The sequence below is a fragment of the Chryseobacterium sp. Y16C genome, assembly GCF_022488405.1.
GTDB classification, from domain to species: Bacteria; Bacteroidota; Bacteroidia; order Flavobacteriales; family Weeksellaceae; genus Chryseobacterium; species Chryseobacterium geocarposphaerae.
On the sequence record NZ_CP092711.1, the window covers coordinates 1,055,723 to 1,079,937 of the forward strand.

Genomic DNA, 24,215 nt, shown 5'->3' on the forward strand with positions numbered 1-24,215 from the left:
ACATTTTGACCTACATAAAAAGTAATTTACAATCAGATTTTAATATTACCTATCTTTTCCAATGCTATTTTGATTTTTATTAATCAAAAAAAACCGCAATAAAATTAATTATTGCGGGCTTTATTTTAGTGATCAATTATTTAATTAAAAAATATAATCGGTACTTAGGAAGTTAGAGTCATGATCTCTTATAATGGTATTCAAAAGTTCTTTATTGGATTCTGTCACTTTTGCTGCTACCAAAGAACGAATTGAGAATGAACGCAAGGCGTCAAAAACGGAAAGCGTACCTTCTGCACTGTCTTTTCTTCCTGTAAAAGGAAAAACATCAGGTCCTCTCTGCGCCTGACAATTAATGTTTACCCGACTTACCAGATTGACAAAAGGATCAATTAGCTTAGCCACTTCAACAGGATCTTCACTGAAGATACTCACCTGCATTCCGTGGTCGGCGTTCACCTGATAATCGATAGGTTCTTCAATATCATCAAATGGAACCACAGGAATTACCGGCCCGAATTGTTCTTCATGATACAATTTCATATCACTATTTACCGGATAAACCACTGCCGGAAAAACAAAAGATTCTTCTGTAAATCCGCCGTTTTCATTAAGCACTTTTGCACCTTTTGATATTGCATCTTCAATACATTCTTTCAGATAAGGAGGCTTGTTGACTTCCGGAAGAGGTGTGATCTTCACATCTTTTTCCCAAGGAAGCCCGGGCTTCATTGCCGAAACAGCTGCGGTCAGCTTTTGTATAAACGCTTCTGCAACATCTTTCTGAACGAAAATTAGTTTTAAAGCTGTACATCTTTGTCCGTTAAAAGAAAGCGAGCCTAAAATACACTCACTTACCGCTACATCAAGGTCTGCATTTTTTGTAACAATGGCTGCATTTTTAGCATCTAAACTCAGGATTGCTCTTAAACGATTAACTTTCGGATGCAGTTTCTTCAGTCCGTTCGCCACTTTACTGGAACCAATAAATGCTAAAACATTCACCTTTCCGCTTTCCATAATCGGAGTAATGATTTCCGAACCTTTTCCATACAATGTATTTACCGTTCCTTTAGGAAAAGCTTCTTTAAATGCATTTAATAAAGGATAATGTGCTAAAACACCATGTTTTGGAAGTTTAAATAAAATTGTATTCCCCATGATCAAAGCAGGAATCAAGGTGGTGAAAATTTCATTTAAAGGATAATTGAATGGCCCCATACTCAAAACAACACCAAGCGGAGCTCTTCTGATCTGTGCAATGGTTCCTTCTGCCTGTTGAAAACGTGAAGATTCTCTGTCTAAATCTTTTAAGGCATCGATCGTCTGATTGATATAATCTACTGTTCTGTCAAATTCCTTGGTAGAATCGGCCAGTGTTTTCCCGATTTCCCACATCAATAATTTAATCACCAGATCTCTTTGCTGAATCATTAAATACACAAACTTCTGCATACATTTAATTCTTCCTTCCACAGACATAGTCGGCCACTCTCCCAACCCATTATCATAGGCTTTTACACAGGCATCAAGAACTTTCATGGCATCATCAGGACCGATATTCGGGACGCTTCCCAATAATTTTCTTTCCAATCCGTTTTCTGTAGGAATGCAGACAGGAGAATAAATATGTTGAACCTCCCCGTTCCATTCTACCAGTTCACCGTTTAACAGGTAAACTTTCTGGTGAATTTCCGTAACTTTATATTCCTCCGGGATTTCATTTTCGGTTTTAAATATCTCATAAAATGATGCTGTATTTGCTGAATTCATAAATCTTTTATTTTTTTAATAGTATTAGTATAAACTTTTGATAGAATAAAGGTAGAGTGAAAAATCGACTTTAAAAAGAGGCGTTTAATAGATTTACTCTATTTGAAAGAAAATTAATATTGGAACATTGAAAAAAGAATAATTTTGTTTAAAAATAAAATTCATGTATTCAAAATTCGTTCTCGGTGCGTTGCTATTTTTCTCATCGTTTGCTTTGGCACAAAACTCTAAAACATCCAATACGGTTTTAGCCGGAGGAAAGCCCGTTCATACTTACGCCAAATTACCGGCAGTAAATAAACCTGCGCCCAAATTCACCCTTACAGATGTCACGATGAAAGACCAGACGCTGGAATCTTATAAAGGGAAATATCTTATTCTTAATATCTTTCCGAGTGTAGATACGGGTGTTTGTTCCGCTTCTGTCCATCATTTCAATGAAGATGCTGCCAGTATTCCGAATACGGTGGTTCTTTGCATTTCTAAAGATCTGCCATTTGCCCAGAAAAGATTCTGTGGAGCAGAAGGAATTAAAAACGTGGTCATGCTTTCTGATTTCCGTTCAGATTTCGGAAAAACATATGGCGTAGAAATTACAGATTCTGCAATGAAAGGATTATTGAGCAGAGCCGTTGTCGTGATCGACCCTTCCGGAAAGATTATTTATGAAGAGCAGGTTGCCGATATTTCCCACGAACCGAATTACGAAGCAGCTATTAAAGCTGTTAAAAATTAAAGCGATTTTACTTAAAAATAACTGAAAACTCCGGTTTTTACGGAGTTTTTTATGTAGAGATTATGCTAAACAAAGCCGAAGCATCTTAATTGGTTATCTCGTTTTGCTTTGAAAACCATTCAATTACTTTTTAGCCTTCCATTTCTTTTTCGTCGTAACGACGATGACACCATTTTGAGCTTTTGAACCACATAATGCGGTCGCAGAAGCGCCGTCAAAAGTATTTACAGTTTCTATCAGCGCCGGATCTATTTGTTGTAAACTTTTTAAATCACTCACTTTTCCATTCAGTACAACCAAAGGTTGATGATCTTGTCTCAGACTTGACTTGGCTCCTCCAATCCTTATCGCATCTTTTGCGTTTCTTTGAGGCAACTGATTCATCTGCAATCCGGTTGATTTTGAAGCACCTGTACTGGAATCATTTGAATGAACCATCAAATCAGCTTCCGATACAACAGTCGTGGTTCCGGTAAGACTGCTTGAGGCATGATGTCTACTAGGAATGAGTACAATCCCACCTAATTCTTTTGTCTTTAAGGTATCTTCTACCGCATTTTGTTGTGCCTGTACAGAAACCAGACCTCCTGTTGTAAGAATAAATCCTACGGCAAACTTTACCAAAACAGAATTAATGTAGGAATACTGCAGATTTCTGTTCAGTTGAGATTCATAGAAATGACCACAGATTTCCTCTGTAGAGCTAGAGAATACATCTATAATCTCCTCATCCGATGCAACAGTAAAATCTCTTACCTTTTTTGAACAGACAGAACAAAATCTTCCTTTTTCTTCGCGGGTCATGGTTTCCCAGTTTTCATGACATGGTTTAGGTATTGTAATTTTCATAATGCTTCTTTACTTATAAAGATGCTTTATTGCAAAAGAAGGTTGGAAAGTTGAATTATTTTATCGTTAATAAAATTTTCTTTCTGAATACAAAAACAATAAGCCCTGAAAAAATTAGCGCAAAGACAGAAACAAATATTCCTATGAGGCGAGCTTTTCTTGTTGGCTTTATCTGGTGTTTTATCTCTCTCATTGCTTTTCTTTCCAGATTATCAATAACCGGCGGAGAATACAATTCCATCCTTTCCTTTAAAATAGGCTGATCAAATCCGTATTCTTTCGCAATTTTATAAGTTTCCAACGCCTCTTCTTTCTCACCGAATAAGTAAGAAATATTTCCTAAATCAAATAAAAGCTGTGCTACGATTTTATCTTTGGGTTTTACAAATGAAATTCTCTCATTCAATTGATAGTAAATCATCCCCCTAAGCTTAAAAAGCTCTTCTTTTTCCAAATCCGATACAGGATATTTTTTATTGCCAAAGTCTTGCTCGATTAAAAACTTCGAGGTGATATATTTTTCACCTTTAATTTTGGCTTTTAAAATGTTTATATGAATCCATTCCGAACGAAAATGAGATATAGGATCAATTTTCACTGCCTTTTCAATCCATTGTAAAGCCTCGGAATTATTGCCTGTTAATTCATAAGCTGTTCCTATATTTGAAGCGGTAGAATATCTGTTGGGCTGAATCTGTTCAATTTTTTTATACAGATCAATCGCTTCCTTATACTTCCCCTGAATAATTAGAATCAGTCCTTTATCTGATAAATACTCTATTTTCCCAGTTTCTTTATAACTTTTTTCCAATGAAGCTAAAGTCTGCATCAATTCTTCATTATCCCTAAACTGATGACCATAAGGAACGTACCCTTCATAATCTTCATAAAGGACAGATCCATCTTCTAATCGTAAGCTCTCGCCGTTCAGACATCCAAAAACCGGAATTGAAAATAAAACACCGAAAATTAAGCTAAAAAAGAATTTTCTCATATTAACATCTCTTACTTTCTGATTATTATTGAGTTAAAAATAAAGAAATTTTAATGAAGTCAGAAGTAGTTATTCTTATAAAAAAATATGCAGTACTCTCGTCATTCTGACGAAGGAAGAATCTCTGCCATTCAACAGATTCTTCACTTCACTCCGTTTCGTTCAGAATGACAGTTTACCTATTGTTTTTATTAAGAATAACTGGATATTTAAAGATGAAAATATCTCGGATCAGGATACTGAAATTCAAAATCCAGCTCTGAGATGAGTTTTTCAGACGAAATAAGCCTTCCTTTTTCAGCACGTTCACCCGAGTATGGCAGGTTTTTCTGTGCGTTAATGATTTCTTCTTTATTCGGGTGGACCGGAGCTACAATATTATAGACTTTAGATTGCGAATGATTATTCAGCATTTTTTCAATAATCAAACAGATATCTGCATAATGAATATGATTCACCAACTGGTCAAGATTGGAAATATTGTAGTTCTTCAACAGTCTTTCACCTCCCATCAAACCTCCCAGTCTCAGAATATTGGTCTGGGGAAATTTCGCCAGAATAAAGCTTTCACTTTCCACTTCAGATGCAGGTTTATCGTCCTCCGTAAATTCCTTTTCGATATCCTGATATACCCCCGTTGAACTGGTATAAAAAATCTGCCCCTGAAAATCTCCAAGAAAACGGATCAGGTTCTCCCGTTTTCCGGTCATAGGAATTTGTGAACCCCTGAGTCCTGAAAAAGGAACAGCAATAATCACCGCATCCAGCATTGATACAACACTCCATGGTTTCATTTCAGCATCCGCTTCATCAGGAAAACTGACTAAGGTCGGGAAATATCCTTTAGATTTAAATTCTTGTATTTTGGATTCTGAAGTGGTAGTTGGGAAGATTTCATATTGGTCTGATAAATGTTCCGCAATATGATTCCCTAGCCATCCACAACCAATAATTCCTATTTTTTTCATACCAATTTTATAGTTATCCCTCGAGTTCAATCCCAAATAATTGATGCAACTGAATAAATTTCATCAAAGGAGAGCCTTCAGCACTGCATTTTGCATTATTTTTCGGCAAATAAACCATGATCGTATTTTGCTTTCCGTTTTGGGTGATCATGACAAAATTTTCCGGTGCATCGTCAATACTGTCTGTAGCACAAATCTGATGATTTTTTTCCGAATACCGGAAATCTGCCTGAGTATATTTTGTGAAATCTCTGAAAAATTCTGACTGAACAATGCTCTTTAAATCAGTTTTTTCTGATTCAATCATCTTCATCTTATTTCGTTCATGTTTTTTACCCCTTTTAAAATATATCTTGTCCTTGTAATGCAAAATATCGCCATTTTCCTTATAGATAAAATTATCGATAGTAAACTGATACCCCAATCCGCCATTGGTATAAAAAGAAACCGCAATTTCATTCCCTTTAAGCTTCAATAGCTTTTGAACATCATTACTCACATCGATATTATCATTCAAATGCAAATCAGGAAGGCTGTTTTGCGTAAAAATTAAAACCGGAAACAGTAAAAGGATAAGCTTTAAGATTTTCATTTTTTATGGTTAGTTTTTTAATCGTCAGTTCAGGCAATTTTCGAGGTAAATTTCCCAATAGGTTTCATTTTCACTCCTTACTCAAAGCGACAATTTGGGTTTAACTTTAATTAGTTTCATCTCCCAAAAATATCATTTTTAGTTATATGATTTCAAAAACAATCCGTCAGTTTGGTGAAATTCTGAAAGAATTTTTGTATCGGGAACTTGGGGATAATTTACATAAAAGTTCTCGATACATTTTTCCTCCAGAAAAACACTCGAACTGACGGAAATAAAACACTCAGCACAATGCTGCATTGTTTTTTTTTATCATCTAAGATGGATTTTCATCTTTTCTTTTAGTTCCCGAATTTTTTGCCGCCTTTACCAGCTCATTTGTATCGCTGTAAAGAAGCTCCCATCCCGGGACGTCTTTCATTGCGGTTAATAAATTAAGGTAGGATTTCAGGTTTTTCTCCAGTACTTTTCGAATAGCCGTTGCACTTGTCAACTGGCGAAGATCTGCATTGGCTTCTGCCTGGTCAGCAAAAATAGTTTCAAAAGCTTCATGCTTGGTTTTCATGTCTGCAAAAGCCACATCCAGAGAAAGAAGGGAAATTTTCTGAAGATTTTCGGGAGTTTCCAGTTCTTCGATCAGCTTTTTCATCTGAGCCGTCTGTGAGGAATAACTTAGCCGATCCAGATCAAGTCCGAATTTTTTAAAGATCCCGTACAGATCTTCTGCAGACTGATAATGAGCCGCCGTAGAAAGTTTTCTATACCCATTCAGGAAAGCCTTGAGATTGGTATAGGCAAGATCCCTTTCCTGATCTGCCATAGCAACATCTTTCCCTTTCCCGCTATAGACCTGTTTTGCGTACACTTTATCATACTCCGTAAATGAAGCCGCCAAAGTTGCAGTAAGAGGATGATTGGTAATCACAGGATATTTTCCTGACTGAATGTTGCTGAGAATTCTCTGAGCCAAAGTCGCAAGATCTTTAGTGCTCAGCTTCGTGAGTGTAATTTTCATTTCGTTTGTGTTTTATTTAATAAATTAGAAATCAAATATATAAAAACTTCTTTAATTACAAACAGTCATGTTTTAAACCAAAGAAATCCGCCGAACATTTCCCGCAACTTGCGGGAGATAACCGGAGCACTTCGGTCATTACAAACACCCTTGTTTCAAACAAATGAAGAAAGTCGAAGAGTTGTTTTAAGGTTATTTTGAATCATCGGAGAATTCGGATAATTAAAAGCATGGATGTTTTTAAAGAAGCAAGATATCTGATTATGGGAAACCGTAACTAAGCATAGTCTAGTTTTATTATATTTGAAAATTAAATGTATATTATACATTCTTTAGAAATTAATTATATAATAATAACCAAGATACCAAAAATAAGCATGGCACACGAACCTAAGTTATCGGCATATATAATAAAGTTAAAGCCAGTTAATAAACGTACAGAAAAAACAAATAGAAATTTATTCAGACATATAATTGGAGATACTTCTTCTGAAAATTTAGCAGATTCTTTTATCTTTCTAGAATTTTCAAGAAAATTTATTTCAGCAATAGATACCAATGAAATGTATTCTGATGAAAATACAAAAAAAAGTATTACTGCAAATCAAATAGATATTGAATCAGAGAATGTAAATACTAATATTAGATTTCATAGTGACTCATTTATTATTGAAGGGATAATAGAAGGTGGCGCTTATGGTAGAAAAAGAAAAAAAACTTCAACAGCAAATAAAAATAATAAATCTGAAGTTAGTGAAGGAGATGCAATTACAGATGATTTTTATTTTCTAATTTATACCCCTTTAAACTCAGATAAATCCATACTATTGTTACAATCTTATTCTGATGATAATATTGACAGTGTAATGAAGAAATTTTGGAAAAACTTGTTATGTTACCCTGCTGTATTTAATCAACCAGCCTTATCAAAATATATTCCCGCAGGAATTATACAAGACTTTAGAAATGGTGCAACAATTTCTAATCTAACTTATACAACTGAAATACCAAGCGATTCTTTATTGGGAAATACAGTTAATTTTGATACTAGAAATTTTAAAATTACAATAAAAATAGAACCAACTGATTCGGGATTTACATATGATGAATTTGATGAAGCAATTGCTCCTATTGAACAAACTACTTTTAAAAACTTTCGTTTAGGAATTTTCAATAAGAAAAAAGGTTCATTAAAAGATGTAGATACAGGGAAAAATGCCCCTTTTGAACTTGATAATAATTTTCAAATCAAACCGAGTATTATTTTATCTAAATACGTAACAATAAATTACGATGAAAGTGATTTTCCTCGTATTAAAGAATATTGTTTTCAATTATTAGAAAGTATAAAACAAGAAATCTATTTACAAAATGCAGTTCAAGAGCGTTAAAAAGATTCTCTTTCCTCTTATAAAAGGAGGTCAAGAATGGCAAAATATTAATATTAATGGTAAAGATGAAAAACCTAAGTTTTATTTAAGTGATGTTCAATGGTTTTTATTTATAATAAGTATTCTTATTATTTTTAAACTAACGAAAGGAATATCTAAGGATTTAATAGGCTACATAATGTCTGCATTTTCTATTTCAGTATCCTTATTTATGTCATTATTAGTAAGTATTTTTGATAAATTTGAAAATACTAACTTATCCATATTAGGGAAGAATGAAGAGGAAATTGTTAGATTAAAACAAAAGAAAAACTTCTTTAAGCGATTTATTTCAATCACAAGCTATTTAGTTGTTTTATCAATTTTTATAATCATTTTATGTAGTATAAATTATATATTTGATTTATCATTAAAAATTGATCTTAATCAATTTACCATTGAGTATGATGAAATTGATATTTATTTGACAATTAAATTTTCATTATTAATTATTTATCGAATCTTATTAAACTATTTTTTGTTGAACTATTTATTTTTAACATTATTTGTTACAAGTAGTGCATATGAATACTATATATCAGAAATTAATCGAAGAAAAATACAATAAAATTTCTTCTCTGCTATTGGCCATAAGAACTTTCAATTAAATAGAAACCCCTACCTTACGGCAGGGGTTTCAATATCTAAAAAGTTTTAAAATAAAGCTACTTTCGTGTTTTTTTCGTAGACAAACAGAAAAACTGTACAACCATAAAAAACAACATAAAATTTTGAATAAAGTTGATAAAATGAAATCTGACAATCCCAAAGCTTAAAAAATTATCTTTTCCAATTGATGATTTTTTCAAATAAAAATACTTAGGAAATCCGTACGTCTCAATTTTCCAATCTTTTGATACAGAAACTTCTGTATATAATAACCCTAAAAATGTAATGATCAGCGTGAATAAAATGATTTTCCAATCCAACAGCAAGTTCAAGCTCAGTTTTCTTTGTCTTATCACTACAAGATTAGCAATCATTAAAATACAAAGTACAATTAAAAAATATGCTGTTGTAAACTGATTGTGAAAATTCATTGCAAAGCTGATTTATTTAAATTATCAAATTAAAAAAGATTTTCATCCACAATATTCGGAAGCGTTACTTTCAGATTCGGTTCTATTTCCATCGCTCTTTTAATCGCGAAAATAGCGCCTTCATTTCTGGCCCAGCTTCGTCTTGAGATTCCATTGTTCACATCCCAGAACAGCATCGATTTTAATCTTCTGTCGGCATCATCGCTTCCATCCAATAACATCCCGAAACCTCCGTTGATCACTTCGCCCCAACCGACACCACCTCCATTGTGAATAGAAACCCATGTTGCCCCACGGAAACTGTCGCCAATTACGTTATGGATGGCCATATCTGCGGTAAATCTTGATCCGTCATAGATATTCGAAGTCTCTCTGTACGGAGAATCCGTTCCCGAAACATCGTGATGATCTCTACCCAATACTACCGGTCCGATCTCCCCGTTTTTAATCGCTTTATTGAAAGCTTCTGCGATTTTCATTCTTCCTTCTGCATCGGCATATAAAATTCTCGCCTGTGAACCTACCACAAGCTTGTTTTCCTGCGCTCCTTTGATCCACTGGATATTGTCTTTCATCTGCTGCTGGATCTCTTCCGGAGAGTTCTGCTGAATTTCTTCCAACACGGCACAGGCAATATCATCGGTTTTCTGTAAATCTTCAGGCTTTCCGCTCGTACACACCCAACGGAACGGCCCGAAACCGTAATCGAAACACATTGGTCCCATAATATCCTGAACATAAGAAGGGAATTTAAATTCTCTTCCCAACGTAGGATTTTCTGCCATTACATCGGCTCCGGCTCTTGAAGCTTCCAAGAGGAAAGCGTTTCCATAATCGAAGAAATAGGTTCCTTTTTCCGTATGCTTATTGATGGCTGCCGCATGTCTTCTCAACGTCTCCTGAACTTTTTCCCTGAATAATTCAGGGTTTTCCGCCATCATTGTATTGGATTCCTCAAAACTTTGCCCGACAGGATAATATCCTCCCGCCCAAGGATTGTGAAGCGAAGTCTGATCTGAACCGATATCGATTCTTAAATTTTCCTGATCGAATTTTTCCCAAACCTCAACCACATTTCCAAGGTAAGCCAGAGAAACAGTTTCTTTATTTTCCTGAGCTGTTCTTACTCTTGCTACGAGTTCATCAAGGTTTTCGTGGACTTCGTTCACCCATTTCTGATCGTGACGGATTTTTGTGATCTTTGGGTTCACCTCAGCACAAACGGTAACACATCCAGCAATATTTCCTGCTTTTGGCTGAGCTCCACTCATTCCTCCCAATCCTGAAGTCACGAAAAGTCCGCCTTTAGGTTCTTTATGTATTTTTCTGAAAGCATTTAAAACGGTAATCGTAGTCCCGTGAACAATTCCCTGCGGACCGATGTACATATAACTTCCTGCTGTCATCTGTCCGTACTGCGTCACACCAAGGGCATTGAATTTTTCCCAGTCATCCGGTTTGGAATAGTTCGGGATCATCATTCCGTTGGTCACGACCACTCTCGGCGCATCTTTGTGAGAAGGGAACAATCCCATCGGATGTCCTGAATACATTACCAACGTTTGCTCGTCTGTCATTTCAGACAGATATTTCATTGTCAAAAGATACTGTGCCCAGTTGGAGAACACCGCGCCATTCCCACCATAGGTAATCAGCTCATGAGGGTGCTGCGCCACTGCATAATCCAGATTGTTCTGAATCATCAGCATGATCGCTTTTGCCTGTTCAGATTTTCCCGGATATTCAGAAATCGGTCTCGCCTTCATTTCGTAATCCGGACGGAAACGATACATATAGATTCTTCCGTATTTTTCTAATTCTTCTTTAAATTCAGGCAGTAATTCTGCATGAAACTGAGGTTCAAAATAACGTAAAGCGTTCTTTAAGGCTAATTTTTTCTCTTCATCTCCTAAAATTTCTTTACGCTTCGGAGCATGATTGATATTGGTTTCGTAAGGTCTGGATGGTGGTAACTGGCTTGGAATGCCTTGTTGTATCTGTTCCTGGAAAGTCATATTACAGTTTAAGTTCAGTTTAAATTTCAAAGTTTTAAAGATATTCAAATTCAAAAATCCCTGCAACTAATTATAAAATTTTGCAATCCCAAAACATTCCCCTCCTCTGGAGGGGTGGCGAAAATTCGTGAAAATTTTTGACGGGGTGGTTTAGAATGGTAGTTGTTATAATAATTTTGTAGTATCCCTTTTGAACCACCCCGTCTTCTCCCTTTGGTCGAATCCACCCCTCCAAAGGAGGGGAATTTTGTTGCATGTAATTTTACTCATGGCCGTAATGTTCAATAATAAAGTCTTCTAACTCTTTCATTACAACACTCAAGTTATTTTTAATATCAAAATCGGTGATTCTGAAAACATATAATCCGAGAGATTCCAAATACTTTTGCCTATCCATATCATAAGGCTCTTTTACATCATGACTCCATCCATCAATTTCTATGACTAATCCAAGAGTTTTAGCATAAAAATCAACGATATAATTCCCAATAATTCGTTGTCTGTCAAAATCTATTCTATGGAAACTTCTTGCACGAACCTGTTTCCAGAACAGTACTTCACTGAGAATTCCCGCTTTCCTTTTTCCATTGAGTAATGGTTTTAATTTGGGATTGTAAGGTAAGTTTTCTACGAAGTTTCTTCGAATGGGAACTCCGTTGATTTCGGTGAGGATTTCTTTCATTATTTGTTGTTTTTTAAAATTGTTGTGTCATATTTAACCACCCCGTCTTCTCCCTCCGGTCGAATCCACCCCTCCAAAGGAGGGGAATTTCGTTGTGGATAGTTGGAATGATTTATTGTGTTTTTTCTTTTCAAAAATAAAAAGCCTCATCGAAAATTCAATGAGGCTTTTGTCTGTAAATATATCTTTAAAATTAATTATTATTTTTCACTAAAATCCATCCTGTAAAGGTTCTACTATCCGGAAGGGTAATCACATACCAATAACTTGATGTAGGAACAGGTCTGCCTTTAATTGTTCCGTCCCAGAAGAATTGTTTGTTTGAGCTCTGTTCGAAAATCAATACCTGGTAACGATCAAAGATTTTTACGGTCGACATTTTATCTCCGAAAACCTGAAGATTTTTAACAATCCAGTGATCATTTAATCCGTCTCCGTTTGGTGTGATGGCATTTTTAATATCTAAAATTACGCTTTGCTGTTGTACAATACAGTTGCTGTCTGCATATTTTATATAGAAAGTAATGATTCCGGTCTGCAGATTATAGAAAATATTACTTGCTTGCCACGTCATTCCATCGATAGAATATAAGATGGGTTTCGAGCCTGTTGCATGAACTGTTGCGGTTGTTCCATTAATTTCAATTTGTTCGATTACAGGAACTTCAAAATGCTTTATTTCAAAAGTTTCGGTGTAAGAACAGCCGTTGCTTGCCGTTACCGTAAGGGTGTAAGTTCCAACTGTTGTAATTCCTGTAATGGTATCCGTAGTGGAAATTACCTGTCCTGAAGGGTTTGTCCAAACATAATTTACAATGGTATATCCTTCAATATGAACCGTATAATCTAAGGAGCCTTCCGGACAGAAATATTGTGTCGGGATATCAAAAATCGGAGTTTTCTTTAAAGCCAAATGAATTTCTACAACACTTGGGCAAAAACCGGGAACACTCACTTTTACATAAACAATATTTGAGCTTGAAGCTTGATTATAACTAAAATTTCCAGGCGTTGAGATTGCATTTGTTCCTGCATTAAGATCAGCTAAAGTCGGATAATAAGTGAACGTAACGTTCGTTCCTGTATAAATTTGTGATTGAAATTGTGTTACATTAACAATCTCAATTCCATCATTTCCTGTATCACAGGTTTCTAACTGAAAAGGTCCATTATTTTGTAAAGTCACTTTATTTCCAAAAACAAAACTGATGGTCGCAATATCATCACAACCCGGTATATTCTGAACTTTCACCCAAATTTGTGCAGGGAAAGGATTTGCAGAATAATTAGAAGGATTTGTAATCGGATTTATACCGTTTTGTGCATTTTGTTGAGTCAGATAGAAGGTAAATGAATTCGCAGGATTCGGAATATCAACCATTAAATTTGTAAAATTCAATAAATTTACTTCATAGCTTCCATCTAAATTTTCATCACAAACCGTAATGGTAGAATTGATAGCTTTTGGAGGAAAATAAGTATTCAGCTGAATTGGTGCAACCGAATAACAACCTGTTGTCTGTGACTGGAATCTCGCCCAAACCTGAACCGAAGAAATACTCGTGGTAATCGAAGTTCCGATCTGATTGGCCGGATTTCCGGCGTTGGCATCAGCTTGTGTATTATAATATGAAATCGTCATATCAGACAATGGCTGTGTATTTTGTGACGCGATAAATAACTGCGGAATTGCATCATTCAGCTGAAAGGTTTCGCTTAAATTAAAATCTTCATCGCATGTATTTAAATTCGCACTGTTTAAAACTACTGGTGGTAAAAACGTCATTTGAATGTTGATCTGGGTAGCTGAAAAACATTCGCTATTATTCAATTTAACCTTTACAAAAACCGTTGCATTTCCTGCTGTAACTACAAATTGTGTCGGATTTGTGATTTCATTGGAAAAAGTATGCGTTGCCGGATCATAATTTACATAATACGTAAAACTTACATTTGCAGCAGAAGTAATTTGAGGCTGAGCCTGCGTTAAATCGTAAATCTCACTTCCGTCATTATTATTGTCACAAATATTGTTTAAAGTAATATTCACAGGAGAATTCACAACCGGAGTTGATGTTAGGCTTAGATTTACCGGATAAATCTGTTGGCAATTGTAAGAATTAATTTTAACGAAAATCTGCTGTGTTCCTGTAACCGTAAGGTTGGTAATCGGGTTTGTTCCATTGGTTGCATCTGCCAAAGTAGGATAAAAAATTGCTGATGCATTCTGGTTTCCGACAATTGCTGATGAATATTGAGATAATTGTACATTCTCCGAATTATCATTATTAAAATCACAGATTGCGAAACTGGACTGAACAATTACCGGATGAACCAAATTCACCGTAATTGGTCTTACTGTAAAACATTGATCTGAAATTTCAAACCGGACAAAATAGATCTTTGTCACAAAATTTCCGTCTGTCGTAATGGTTTGGTTCGGACTGATTGATCCTGTTCCCAAGTTTGCAGCAGCAGAACTGTTGTAAAATTCAGTCACAGGAACGGTTGCAGGAGAAATCAGCATTCCATTTGAGAGCGTACTTAAATTAATACTGATATCATCTGTTCCATTAAAACAGATATATTCATTCTTTTCATTAGCAAGAATTTTTGTGAAAGTAACATTCATATTCACTGTTGCAACTGCAAAGCAACCATTCGGAACCTGAACTCTTATATAGAGTATATAAATTCCTTCTTTTATAGTATTTACAACATTTCCGTTTCCGTTATAAGCTTCATCATAGGTATTGTAAACTATAAAAACGGCTCCGGTTTGTGTTGAAATTAACGGGCCAATATTTAATGCAAAATCAAAAGGTTCCTGGTTATCTGCATTAATATCGCAAATCGTATATGAAAAATTGATTGGTGAATTCAGATTTACACCTGGTTTAAACTGGAAATGAACAGGTCCCAGAATATACGTACAGGCTCCTTCCTGAAGCCTTACCCAAAGATTCGTGCTTACGGTAATATTTGCTGTAGTGATCGCATTTATATTATTCTGAGCATCAGATTGGGTATTGAAATAAGTAATTCCCGTTGTTCCGGTAACGAAAAGCTCAGGATTTAACAGGCTTAAATTATAGTTCTGCTCTACTCCGTCATTGTTGGTGTCGCACAGTTCTACAGTATTTTTAATTAAACTTTTACTTAATAAATTTAAAGTTAAAACGGCTACACGATAACAAGTTGGCGTTGTCGGATTTTGAATTCTTACATATAAAATGGTGTTATTGGCTAATGTAAAGTTGTTTGGCAAAGCACCGACATTATTCTGCGCATCCTGCAAACTCGAGTGATAACTAAAGGTAAAATTAACCGGATTTTGTGAAGTTACATTAGCATTGAAACTATTTAAAGTAAGATTAACGGACGTATTTCCACAGAAATTCTGGGTATAGTTTTTCGCAGCCGGATAGGTCGGATCAAAAGTTAACGGAAAATCATCGGTTATTGTCAGATCACTGTTTCCACAAATATTAAACTTAACATTCGCTGTATAAACTTCATTCTCAGTCGGGCAAACCGTTGTCTGAATTCCTGTCCCTACCGTCTGTCCCGCAGAATTTGTCCAGGTAATGTTGGGCTGAATTACATTTCCAAGCGGATTAAATTTCCAACCTTCCTGCATCGCCTGCCAAACTCCTGTATTTCTGCCCGCCGGAGAAACTCCCTGAGTTCCGTCATTATTACTTATGCCAATGAGTGCATTTTCAAACTTCCTCGTCGGACAAGGGAGTAATTTTTTTTCAACAAAGACTTCGATTACATTAGTAGTTTCATGCAAAACGATTTGTGATGAAGACCGGTCTGTACAACCCGAAACTCTTCCATCAAAAAAGTTGATAACAAACTTTCTGAAAGGCGCCGTTCCAATGGTTGAATAATAAATTTCCGAAGAATCTCCTGATGAAAAAACCATGTCATGATATACTCCGAAAATCGAATTTTTAGGAAGGCTCGTACTTGGATTCTGCCACTGAACATTCGGATAATTGATATTTCCCAACTGGTTCAAATTGAAAGTTACCATTCCGTTTGAACCTACAATAAGGGCATCGAAATATTGATTATAAAAACAAAATTTGAAAGGCAAATCCAATTTTGCAGCGAAAAGATCATCATAATTGGCATTTAGTGACGTTCCCTGATTCATCGGAATCGGAGGATTGTAGGTTTCCTGAATAGCTTCATAACTTGTAGTCTGCTTGAGCACAGGGTATTCCACATGAAGTGCTATGCAGCCGTTCGCATCGAGATCATTAGTACAGGTAACATTGAAACTTTCATTTCCTGCTGCATCTTTCACTTTTACATTTACCGGAGCCTGAGAGAAGCTTAAAGCACTAATGAATAAGAATAAAATTCGTAAAATATTCATCATAAGCTAAAATAATTAATCACTAACATATGATAAATTTACCACTTTTATTTATAGAATTTTCAATAATAAATATTTATTTATATTAAATAATATATAAAAAATCTATATAATTACTACATAATCATTTGTATTTTAAATAATAACAAAAAAAAGCCTTACTCATTAAGTAAAGCTTTTTTTATAATCAGTAAATTGTTTAAGTTAAAACATCATCATTTTCCTCTTCGTGATCATCATCATTATCACTTAGGCTCCAATAGTTATTTTCTTCGTCTTCACTTCCGATCTCCTCCATCTCATCGTCGTCATCTACTCCCGGAATATCCAGCCCTCTGTCTAAGCTGTCATAGAATTCATCTTCTTCTATGGGTTTTCCATCTCCATCGAGCGGAATATGTCTTTCACGGTTAAAAATATCTTCGTTTGATTTATATTCCCGCTGTTCTAATCTTCGATCTTGTTCTTGTTCGCTATTTTCAGGTATCATAATTCTTGTATTTAGTAGTTATATAAAGGTAAACAAAAATAATTCCAAGTTGCTAGGAATTCTGAGAATAAACTTCAGGGTTTGCACAGGCCGGCATTTTTTCTCCTTTTGAAAAGGCAATCAGGTTTTCTGCAGCTAATTTTGCCATTCCGTTTCTTGCTTCTATCGTTGCGGAACCGATGTGCGGAAGGACACAAACATTGGAAAGTTCCAGAATAGGATCCTCTTTAAAAATCGGTTCAGGATTCGTAACATCCAGTCCTGCTCCCCAGATTTTCTTTTCTGCAAGTGCATTATACAGATCCTTCTGATTATGAAAACCTCCTCTGGCTGTATTAATGAAGATCGCGTTTTCTTTCATTTTTTCAAACATTGAAGTGTTGAAAAGTTCTTTTTGCTCAGGTCTGAAATTAGCGTGAATACTTAAAACATCCGACTGTGCAATCAATTCTTCGAAGGAAACATAAGTTGCATCCAATTCATTTTCGGCTTCTTCATTTTTATTCCGATTATGATAAATAATATTCATATCAAAAGCTTTCCGGGATTTCTTTGCCATTTCAAAACCGATTCTTCCTAAGCCAAAAATTCCTAATGTTTTACCATATAACTCCTGTCCCAGAGCGTGTAAAGGGTCAAAATCTCCCCAATTTCCGGATTTTACTTTTTCAAAATTGTAGCTTGCTCTCCTTGCAACCGATTGCATTAATAAAAATGCCACATCTGAGGTCGCTTTACTTAAAACATCAGGCGTGTTTCCGACCGGAATATTTCTATGGTTTGCTTCCTGAATATCCACATGATCAAAACCGACAGAGTATAATGCAATTGCCTTTATATTCGGACATTCTGTAAAGAAATCTTTATCATATTTAAATTCAGCTCCAACACTTAAAATAGCATCGTGGCTTTTACAATAACTTAGCCATTCATCGTGAGATAAATTTTCATGTTCAGGGATAAAAACCTCCCATCCTGCATCTTTCAGCATGTGAATTCCTATTTCCGGAATCCTCTTGTTTACGAATACCTTCATTCTATTTTGTAATTAATTTTGATTATTTTTTCAAATAAAAAACCTTACTCCTGTTAAAAGCAAGGTTTTTCTAACTTTAATAGTAAAATTTATTTTTTGTCATCTTTAATGTTTCTTCCCAGATCTGGAATTCATTTCCTGAATTTCTGCCCAAACTTCTTTCACTGTTTTTGGAGCATGAGTCACGAAACCATTTTTTGATGATTCCTGATTTTGGTTTTTCATATCGGCTTGCTGAGAATGACTTGTCGCTTGATATCTTCTGTTATGAGAAAGATTTTTCTGGATATTGCTGAAGTCGTGTGATGCTTTAAATCTGTTCGTGTCCATGATAATAAGATTTAAAAGATTAGGTTGTGTTTTGAATCCAATTATCGTTCCGAACACATCAAAATTCATTTTTTTATTTGAATTAATTGACCTTTTCTTTTCACTATGTTTTTATAATCCCACTGAATTTTCTCAGATTTTTCGAGGCATCTTTTTACATCTTCTGTATTGATTTCAGAAACGTCATTATAAAAAACAGAAGCATCCTGAAATTTTCCTCCATAAACGTTTAAGAGTTCTTCATTAAAAGATTTTCCGCTCCAAAACATCAGCCGGACTCCTTTCTTTTGCTTGCTATATCCTACAATAGGATTTCCATCTAAAAACCAGACAGGATGTGCATGCCATATTTTTGATTCGGCTTCTATTAGATTTTCATTAATGATCTCGGAGAGTTTTAAACATATCTTTTGGTCGGATTCTGTTTGTGATTCAATGTATTGTTGGATATCAGAATTCATATTTTATTTATTAATGATCTCATAAAATTAAACAATTACATCAATAATAAATTCCTTTACAGAACTGATATTTTAGACCGGTAACTCAAAAATTCTTTTTTGTCATTCTGACGCAAGAAGAATCTATAATATTAAAAGATTCTTCATTCCACTTTGTTTCATTCAGAATGACAGAGAATATTTAAAAAGTAGTTATGTTTACCGCGAAAATTACTGATTGGTGCTTCCCAACATCGGTACAAATTTATACGCTCCGAATTCTTCTTTTTCAAATTCGGTAGGCGATACTTTTGTGAATCTGAATAAAACCTGTTCGTCGGTTGGTCCTAGTGGGATGACCATTTTTCCGCCCACTTTCAGCTGTTTCAGTAACTCTGTGGGTAAGATTGATGCTCCACAGGTTACAATGATTTTGTCAAAAGGTGCAAAAGTAGGAAGTCCGGCAAATCCATCTCCAAAACTTTGAAATTTCGGGAATAAGTGCATTTCACGAAGCTTTTTCTTTGAAAAATCGAAGAGATCTTTTTGTCTTTCCACCGTATATACGTGAGCTTTCATCGCCAGTAAAACAGCAGTCTGATAACCGCATCCGGTTCCTATTTCCAGTACTTTTTCGCCCGGCTTTACCTGTAAAAGTTCAGATTGTTCCGCTACAGTAGACGGATGTGAAATTGTCTGATGTGCCAAAATAGGAAAAGCACGGTCTTCATAAGCGAAGTCTTCAAAAATGCTTTCAATAAAAAGATGTCTCGGAACTTCATTCATTGCCGAAAGTACATTTTCATCCGAAATTCCTATCCTATTCCGAAGATAATCAATCAAAATCTTTCTTTTTCCCTTGTGTACAAACGAATCCTGCATGTCACAAAAATAAGAAATTAGATATTAGATTTTCGTGATTCCGCAAAAGATTTATCCACAAAAAATTAAATTCTGCCCTTCGAAATATAACTTCTTTATTATCTTTACAAAAATTTAATACAGCTATGTTAAAAGCAGGTTTGGTAGGTGCCGGACATTTAGGAAAAATACATTTACGTCTTCTGAATCAGTCTGATAAGTATGAATTTGTAGGATTTCATGATAAGGATGTAGAAAACGGAAAAAAATTAGAAGCCGAATTCGGATACAAATATTTTGAAAATTTTGATGAATTGCTTGAAAAAATCGAAATGCTGGATATTGTAACACCCACCATTTATCATTACGATTATGCATTAAAAGCCATTGAAAAGAAACTTCACTTCTTCATCGAAAAACCGGTAACCCAGACATTGCAGCAGGCTGAAGAAATTCTTTATAAATGTCGTGAAAATGGAATCAAAGCTCAGGTTGGGCACGTTGAAAGATACAACCCGGCTTTTATCGGAGCTAAAGATTACATTCAAAATCCGATGTTCATAGAAATCCACAGACTGGCAGAATTCAACCCTCGTGGAACAGATGTTTCTGTAGTACTGGATTTAATGATTCATGATCTGGATATCCTATTAAGTATTGTAAAATCCAAGGTTAAAAACATTCATGCAAGCGGTGTTTGTGTGGTAAGCAAAACTCCGGATATCGCCAATGCAAGAATCGAATTTGAAAACGGATGTGTTGCCAATCTTACGACTTCAAGAATTTCTATGAAAGCGATGAGAAAGAGCCGTTTCTTCCAGAAAGACGCTTATATTTCTGTTGATTTCTTAGAAAAAAAGGCAGAAGTTATCCGAATGAAAGATGCCCCTGAAAACCCTACTCCATTCGATATGATTATTGAAAACGCTGATGGAGAAAAGAATCAGATCTTATTTGAATATCCGAATATCCAGCCTAATAATGCAATTCTGGATGAGCTTAATTCTTTCGCAGATGCTATCATGGAAGATAAAAATGTGGAAGTTTCTCTTGAAGACGGAACAGAAGCGTTGAAAGTGGCTTTGGAGATTATGAAGCTGATATCTTAATTATTTAAAGATTTTCTAAACAACATTATTTAAATGATATACAACGAGCTTCGGCTCGTTTTTTTATGGATGAAATTCAACATAATCCTCTTTTGAATGGAATAAAATGATCTACATTTCATTTAAAGCTCCTTAGTATTCTTAATACATTCAATAAAATTTTGTCGATTATTTATTTTTAGTTTTTATTCAACAATTTTTAAATATATTTGTCATTGTAGAAACTCTAATTCTTAAAACAATCCCTAATATTTAAATAATTAAACTATTATGAAAAGAGCCATCCTTCTATCCGCTTTTTTATTGTCTCAATTTGGGACATCACAACTTTTAAAGACCAATGGTCAGAAAATTGTAAACGACAAAGGAGAAAATGTTCAATTAAGAGGCCTCGGTTTGGGAGGATGGATGCTGCAGGAAGGTTATATGTTGAAAACTGCAGATTTTGCGGGCCCTCAATACAAGATCAAAGAGAAAATCGCTGAATTAATCGGTGAAGACGGAATGAATGAATTCTATGCAGCTTACCTGAAAAACGGGATCACCAAACAGGATATTGATTTTCTGAAGAAAGCTGGATTCAACTCTATCAGACTTCCGATGCATTATAATCTGTATACCTTACCTATTGAAAAAGAGCCTAAAAAAGGACAAAATACCTGGCTGGAAGAAGGTTTTAAAATGACCGATGATCTTTTAAAATGGTGTGCAGCCAACAAAATGTATCTGATTCTGGATCTTCATGCTGCACCCGGTGGACAGGGAAATGACGTTAATATTTCCGATAATGATAAAACTAAACCATCACTTTGGGACAGCGAAGAAAACCAGAAAAAAACAATTGCTCTCTGGAAAAAACTGGCTGAACGATATAAAGATGAACCATGGATCGGAGGTTATGATTTAATTAACGAACCCAATATCAACTTCACAGGAAAAAACCCCAACGGAACAGATGAAATGTCTAATGCTCCTCTATGGAAACTACAAAAAGAAATTACAGAAGCCATCCGTACGGTTGATAAAAAACATATCATCATTATCGAAGGAAACGGTTGGGGAAATAACTACAATGGCTTAACTCCGCTTTGGGACAACAATATGGCATTCAGTTTTCATAAATACTGGAATTACAATGACGATGCAACGTTACAATTTGCTTTAGATTTAAGAGAAAAGCATAACATTCCAATCTGGTTGGGAGAAACAGGGGAAAACTCAAACGTATGGTTTACGGAACTTATCCAGCTTTTAGACAAGCATAATATTGGCTATGCATTCTGGCCGATGAAAAAGATAGATAATATTGCAGGGATCACCAATGTGAAAATCACCCCGGAATATCAGAAATTATTAGACTATTGGAAAAACGGAGGTGAAAAACCGTCAAAAGAGTTTGCCAAAAAAACTTTAATGCAGATTGCGGATAATTATAAATTCAATAATGTTGAGATTAAAAATGATGTAATTGATGCCATGTTCAGACAGACCAAAGATGGTTCTACAAAACCTTTTAAAAATCTTCAGGCTCCGGGAAAAATCCTGGCTACAGATTACGATTTGGGAAGAATGGGTGCTGCTTACTTAGATAAAGACTTCACCAATCTTTGGGTAAGTGATCCGGCAAAAAGATCGGAATGGAATTCGGGAAATCAGTTGCGAAACGACGGGGTTGACATTTACAAAACCAATGACAACCAATATTATGTCGGAAAAACAGAAAATGGAGAATGGCTGCAATATACTATTAATGCAAAAGACAGTAAAGCTTATACTTTCGACATCAATTATGCAAGCAATAATACTAGTACAAAAATCAGGATTGAAGAAGCATCCGGAAAACAACTTGCAACCGTTTCATTGAATTCAACAGGAGGAAATGAAATCTGGAAAATAGTTTCTGTGAAAGAAATCAACTTTAAAAAAGGAGAAAATAAAATCAGAATCTATTTCGAAAATGACGGAGTAAACCTAAAATCTTTTGAAGTAAAATAAATTTAAGATTTATAGGGCAGAGTTAAAATAATTTTAATTATTTTGCCGAAAAATTAAATAATTATGATGGAAACAAATTCTCCTTTCGAACAATTTGAGGAGTTAAGAATCGACAGAATTTCAAGAGAGTTTCTTGCAGAAACCGCAAAATGGGCTAACTTTTTATCTATTCTAGGCTTTGTCGGTCTTGGATTGATGGTGGTTGTAGCTTTATTTATAATGGTTATAGGAGCATCGACTAGCTTTGGTCCTTTTGGAGGCGGTGTTTTTGTAGGTATTTTTTATATTCTTATTGCCGGTTTTTATTTCGTACCGATTAATTACCTGTATAAATTTTCGTCTAATATGAAGAATGCTTTGCGCACCAATAATCAGGCAAGCCTAACCTCTTCCTTCGAGTACATTAAATCGCATTACAAGTTTATCGGAATTCTTACCATTGTAATAATGGGAATCTATATTCTTATGATTTTATGGGGTATGTTTGCTGCCTTTGGACGTATGATGTAAATTAATTTATTTATATTTGAATACCATCCTTCTTAATTTTTAAGAAGGATTTTTTAATCTCTATTATTATGAAAAAAATAAGTCTGCTTTTCCTCCTTCTGATTTCAACGTTTATGTTCGCTCAGCAATCCGTTTTGGATCAAAAAATCAATTCCATTATCAAAGATAAAAAAGCGACAGTCGGTGTTTCCGTGCTGGGTTTTGAAAATGGTTTTAAATACAATAAAAACGCAGACAAAAAACTGCCCATGCAAAGTGTGTTCAAATTTCACATTGCAGCAGCAGTTTTAGATTTTGTGGATAAAGGAAAGCTTTCTTTAGATCAAAAAATAGTATTGGATAAATCTAATTTACTGGAAAACACCTGGTCACCTCTTCGCGACAAATATCCTAACGGAGGGGTAGAAGTTCCATTGAGCGAAGTTCTTGAGATGACCGTTGCAAAAAGCGACAACAATGGATGCGATATTCTGTTGAGGCTATTGGGAGGCACTCAAACCGTTCAGAAGTTTATGGATTCTAAAGGAGTAAAAGGCTTTCAGATTAAGTACAATGAAGAAACTATGCATAAAGACTGGAATGTTCAGTATGAAAATTACAGCACCATGAATTCTGCAACAGATGTCTTGAAAAAATTTTACGACGGAAAACTATTATCGAAAAAATCGACAGATTATTTGATGAAAATTATGTTATCTACCTCAACAGGACTCAACAAATTAATTGAACAGCTTCCTAAAAACACTCCTGTAGCAAGAAAAACGGGAGCTTCAGGAAAAAATAAAGAGGGTTTAACAGGGGCCGAAAATGAAATTGCGATCATTACTTTACCAAATGGCAAGCATTATACAATAGCTGTATTTGTCAGTAATTCAATGGAAACGGATGCTGTCAACTGCAAAATGATTTCGGATATTTCAAAGACTGTCTGGGATTATTTTAATAAGTAAAATTTAAAGC

Annotated in this window: 21 protein-coding genes; 7 read left to right on the plus strand and 14 right to left on the minus strand. The window is 35.0% G+C overall.

The window, feature by feature from the left end; translation table 11 throughout:
- Window positions 1-144 precede the first annotated feature (144 nt).
- Complete coding sequence (locus MKS83_RS04595; protein WP_240582167.1) at window positions 145-1,773, minus strand: NADP-dependent glyceraldehyde-3-phosphate dehydrogenase; 1,629 nt, start codon at window positions 1,771-1,773, stop codon at window positions 145-147.
- A 163-nt stretch (window positions 1,774-1,936) separates the two neighbouring features.
- Between MKS83_RS04595 and tpx the strand changes: the two genes are divergently transcribed.
- Window positions 1,937-2,509 (plus strand): thiol peroxidase, encoded by a 573-nt coding sequence (gene tpx, locus MKS83_RS04600; protein WP_240582168.1) that lies wholly within the window; start codon window positions 1,937-1,939, stop codon window positions 2,507-2,509.
- Between the two features lie 123 nt (window positions 2,510-2,632).
- Here tpx and MKS83_RS04605 read toward each other — a convergent pair whose 3' ends face one another.
- From MKS83_RS04605 to MKS83_RS04625, 5 genes are all read right to left on the minus strand, one after another.
- Window positions 2,633-3,358 (minus strand): TonB-dependent receptor plug domain-containing protein, encoded by a 726-nt coding sequence (locus MKS83_RS04605; protein ID WP_240582169.1) that lies wholly within the window; start codon window positions 3,356-3,358, stop codon window positions 2,633-2,635.
- A gap of 55 nt (window positions 3,359-3,413) precedes the next feature.
- The gene (locus tag MKS83_RS04610; protein WP_240582170.1) at window positions 3,414-4,352 is read right to left on the minus strand and encodes a tetratricopeptide repeat protein; all 939 of its coding nucleotides are present in this window, start codon (window positions 4,350-4,352) and stop codon (window positions 3,414-3,416) included.
- 209 nt (window positions 4,353-4,561) lie between these two features.
- On the minus strand, window positions 4,562-5,320 hold the full coding sequence (locus MKS83_RS04615) for a hypothetical protein (protein ID WP_240582171.1): 759 nt from the start codon (window positions 5,318-5,320) through the stop codon (window positions 4,562-4,564).
- 13 nt (window positions 5,321-5,333) lie between these two features.
- Complete coding sequence (locus MKS83_RS04620; RefSeq protein WP_240582172.1) at window positions 5,334-5,912, minus strand: hypothetical protein; 579 nt, start codon at window positions 5,910-5,912, stop codon at window positions 5,334-5,336.
- 316 nt (window positions 5,913-6,228) lie between these two features.
- The gene (locus MKS83_RS04625; protein WP_240582173.1) at window positions 6,229-6,927 is read right to left on the minus strand and encodes a DUF6261 family protein; all 699 of its coding nucleotides are present in this window, start codon (window positions 6,925-6,927) and stop codon (window positions 6,229-6,231) included.
- A gap of 377 nt (window positions 6,928-7,304) precedes the next feature.
- On the opposite strand from MKS83_RS04625, the gene MKS83_RS04630 reads away from it, so the two are divergent.
- Together MKS83_RS04630 and MKS83_RS04635 are read left to right on the plus strand one after the other, a co-directional pair.
- Entirely contained in the window at window positions 7,305-8,318 is a 1,014-nt protein-coding gene (locus MKS83_RS04630) for a hypothetical protein (protein ID WP_240582174.1), read from the plus strand.
- Window positions 8,299-8,925, plus strand: a complete 627-nt coding sequence (locus MKS83_RS04635) for a hypothetical protein (RefSeq protein ID WP_240582175.1) — start codon at window positions 8,299-8,301, stop codon at window positions 8,923-8,925. Before MKS83_RS04630 ends, MKS83_RS04635 begins: the two co-directional genes overlap by 20 nt.
- 501 nt (window positions 8,926-9,426) lie before the next feature.
- Here the strand turns inward: MKS83_RS04635 and MKS83_RS04640 are convergent.
- The 8 genes from MKS83_RS04640 to MKS83_RS04675 form a co-directional block, all read right to left on the minus strand.
- Window positions 9,427-11,412: a urocanate hydratase gene (locus tag MKS83_RS04640; protein ID WP_240582176.1), complete on the minus strand. Its 1,986-nt coding sequence runs from the start codon at window positions 11,410-11,412 to the stop codon at window positions 9,427-9,429.
- Between the two features lie 262 nt (window positions 11,413-11,674).
- A complete protein-coding gene (locus MKS83_RS04645; protein WP_240582177.1) occupies window positions 11,675-12,094 on the minus strand; it encodes an endonuclease domain-containing protein in 420 nt (139 codons plus the stop codon).
- 193 nt (window positions 12,095-12,287) lie between these two features.
- Entirely contained in the window at window positions 12,288-16,487 is a 4,200-nt protein-coding gene (locus tag MKS83_RS04650; RefSeq protein WP_240582178.1) for a T9SS type B sorting domain-containing protein, read from the minus strand.
- A gap of 196 nt (window positions 16,488-16,683) precedes the next feature.
- Window positions 16,684-16,974, minus strand: a complete 291-nt coding sequence (locus MKS83_RS04655; protein WP_240582179.1) for a hypothetical protein — start codon at window positions 16,972-16,974, stop codon at window positions 16,684-16,686.
- A 52-nt stretch (window positions 16,975-17,026) separates the two neighbouring features.
- On the minus strand, window positions 17,027-18,010 hold the full coding sequence (locus MKS83_RS04660) for a 2-hydroxyacid dehydrogenase (protein WP_240582180.1): 984 nt from the start codon (window positions 18,008-18,010) through the stop codon (window positions 17,027-17,029).
- Between the two features lie 105 nt (window positions 18,011-18,115).
- Window positions 18,116-18,340, minus strand: coding sequence for a prevent-host-death protein (locus MKS83_RS04665; RefSeq protein WP_240582181.1), 225 nt, complete (start codon window positions 18,338-18,340; stop codon window positions 18,116-18,118).
- Between the two features lie 65 nt (window positions 18,341-18,405).
- Window positions 18,406-18,801 carry a DUF1801 domain-containing protein gene (locus MKS83_RS04670; protein WP_240582182.1) on the minus strand — a complete coding sequence of 132 codons (396 nt, stop codon included), beginning with the start codon at window positions 18,799-18,801 and terminating at the stop codon, window positions 18,406-18,408.
- A 210-nt stretch (window positions 18,802-19,011) separates the two neighbouring features.
- Entirely contained in the window at window positions 19,012-19,662 is a 651-nt protein-coding gene (locus MKS83_RS04675) for a protein-L-isoaspartate(D-aspartate) O-methyltransferase (protein WP_240582183.1), read from the minus strand.
- Between the two features lie 125 nt (window positions 19,663-19,787).
- Between MKS83_RS04675 and MKS83_RS04680 the strand changes: the two genes are divergently transcribed.
- The 4 genes from MKS83_RS04680 (at window position 19,788) to bla-A (ending at window position 24,205) form a co-directional block, all read left to right on the plus strand.
- Entirely contained in the window at window positions 19,788-20,750 is a 963-nt protein-coding gene (locus tag MKS83_RS04680) for a Gfo/Idh/MocA family protein (RefSeq protein WP_240582184.1), read from the plus strand.
- Between the two features lie 270 nt (window positions 20,751-21,020).
- Window positions 21,021-22,745, plus strand: coding sequence for a cellulase family glycosylhydrolase (locus MKS83_RS04685; protein WP_240582185.1), 1,725 nt, complete (start codon window positions 21,021-21,023; stop codon window positions 22,743-22,745).
- 63 nt (window positions 22,746-22,808) lie between these two features.
- Window positions 22,809-23,255, plus strand: coding sequence for a hypothetical protein (locus MKS83_RS04690; protein ID WP_240582186.1), 447 nt, complete (start codon window positions 22,809-22,811; stop codon window positions 23,253-23,255).
- Window positions 23,256-23,323: 68 nt separating this feature from the next.
- The gene (gene bla-A, locus MKS83_RS04695; protein ID WP_240582187.1) at window positions 23,324-24,205 is read left to right on the plus strand and encodes a CGA/CIA family class A beta-lactamase; all 882 of its coding nucleotides are present in this window, start codon (window positions 23,324-23,326) and stop codon (window positions 24,203-24,205) included.
- Window positions 24,206-24,215: the final 10 nt, after the last annotated feature.

Excerpts from the sequence above, each read along its gene's own strand:
- MKS83_RS04625 (WP_240582173.1), bottom strand. The coding sequence starts at position 6,927 with ATGAAAATTACACTCACGAAGCTGAGCACTAAAGATCTTGCGACTTTG.
- MKS83_RS04665 (WP_240582181.1), bottom strand. The coding sequence starts at position 18,340 with ATGGACACGAACAGATTTAAAGCATCACACGACTTCAGCAATATCCAG.
- MKS83_RS04595 (WP_240582167.1), bottom strand. The coding sequence starts at position 1,773 with ATGAATTCAGCAAATACAGCATCATTTTATGAGATATTTAAAACCGAA.
- MKS83_RS04655 (WP_240582179.1), bottom strand. The coding sequence starts at position 16,974 with ATGATACCTGAAAATAGCGAACAAGAACAAGATCGAAGATTAGAACAG.
- MKS83_RS04670 (WP_240582182.1), bottom strand. The coding sequence starts at position 18,801 with ATGAATTCTGATATCCAACAATACATTGAATCACAAACAGAATCCGAC.
- MKS83_RS04650 (WP_240582178.1), bottom strand. The coding sequence starts at position 16,487 with ATGATGAATATTTTACGAATTTTATTCTTATTCATTAGTGCTTTAAGC.
- tpx (WP_240582168.1), top strand. The coding sequence starts at position 1,937 with ATGTATTCAAAATTCGTTCTCGGTGCGTTGCTATTTTTCTCATCGTTT.
- bla-A (WP_240582187.1), top strand. The coding sequence starts at position 23,324 with ATGAAAAAAATAAGTCTGCTTTTCCTCCTTCTGATTTCAACGTTTATG.
- MKS83_RS04690 (WP_240582186.1), top strand. The coding sequence starts at position 22,809 with ATGATGGAAACAAATTCTCCTTTCGAACAATTTGAGGAGTTAAGAATC.
- MKS83_RS04660 (WP_240582180.1), bottom strand. The coding sequence starts at position 18,010 with ATGAAGGTATTCGTAAACAAGAGGATTCCGGAAATAGGAATTCACATG.
- MKS83_RS04685 (WP_240582185.1), top strand. The coding sequence starts at position 21,021 with ATGAAAAGAGCCATCCTTCTATCCGCTTTTTTATTGTCTCAATTTGGG.
- MKS83_RS04640 (WP_240582176.1), bottom strand. The coding sequence starts at position 11,412 with ATGACTTTCCAGGAACAGATACAACAAGGCATTCCAAGCCAGTTACCA.
- MKS83_RS04675 (WP_240582183.1), bottom strand. The coding sequence starts at position 19,662 with ATGCAGGATTCGTTTGTACACAAGGGAAAAAGAAAGATTTTGATTGAT.
- MKS83_RS04620 (WP_240582172.1), bottom strand. The coding sequence starts at position 5,912 with ATGAAAATCTTAAAGCTTATCCTTTTACTGTTTCCGGTTTTAATTTTT.
- MKS83_RS04610 (WP_240582170.1), bottom strand. The coding sequence starts at position 4,352 with ATGAGAAAATTCTTTTTTAGCTTAATTTTCGGTGTTTTATTTTCAATT.
- MKS83_RS04680 (WP_240582184.1), top strand. The coding sequence starts at position 19,788 with ATGTTAAAAGCAGGTTTGGTAGGTGCCGGACATTTAGGAAAAATACAT.
- MKS83_RS04630 (WP_240582174.1), top strand. The coding sequence starts at position 7,305 with ATGGCACACGAACCTAAGTTATCGGCATATATAATAAAGTTAAAGCCA.
- MKS83_RS04635 (WP_240582175.1), top strand. The coding sequence starts at position 8,299 with ATGCAGTTCAAGAGCGTTAAAAAGATTCTCTTTCCTCTTATAAAAGGA.
- MKS83_RS04615 (WP_240582171.1), bottom strand. The coding sequence starts at position 5,320 with ATGAAAAAAATAGGAATTATTGGTTGTGGATGGCTAGGGAATCATATT.
- MKS83_RS04605 (WP_240582169.1), bottom strand. The coding sequence starts at position 3,358 with ATGAAAATTACAATACCTAAACCATGTCATGAAAACTGGGAAACCATG.
- MKS83_RS04645 (WP_240582177.1), bottom strand. The coding sequence starts at position 12,094 with ATGAAAGAAATCCTCACCGAAATCAACGGAGTTCCCATTCGAAGAAAC.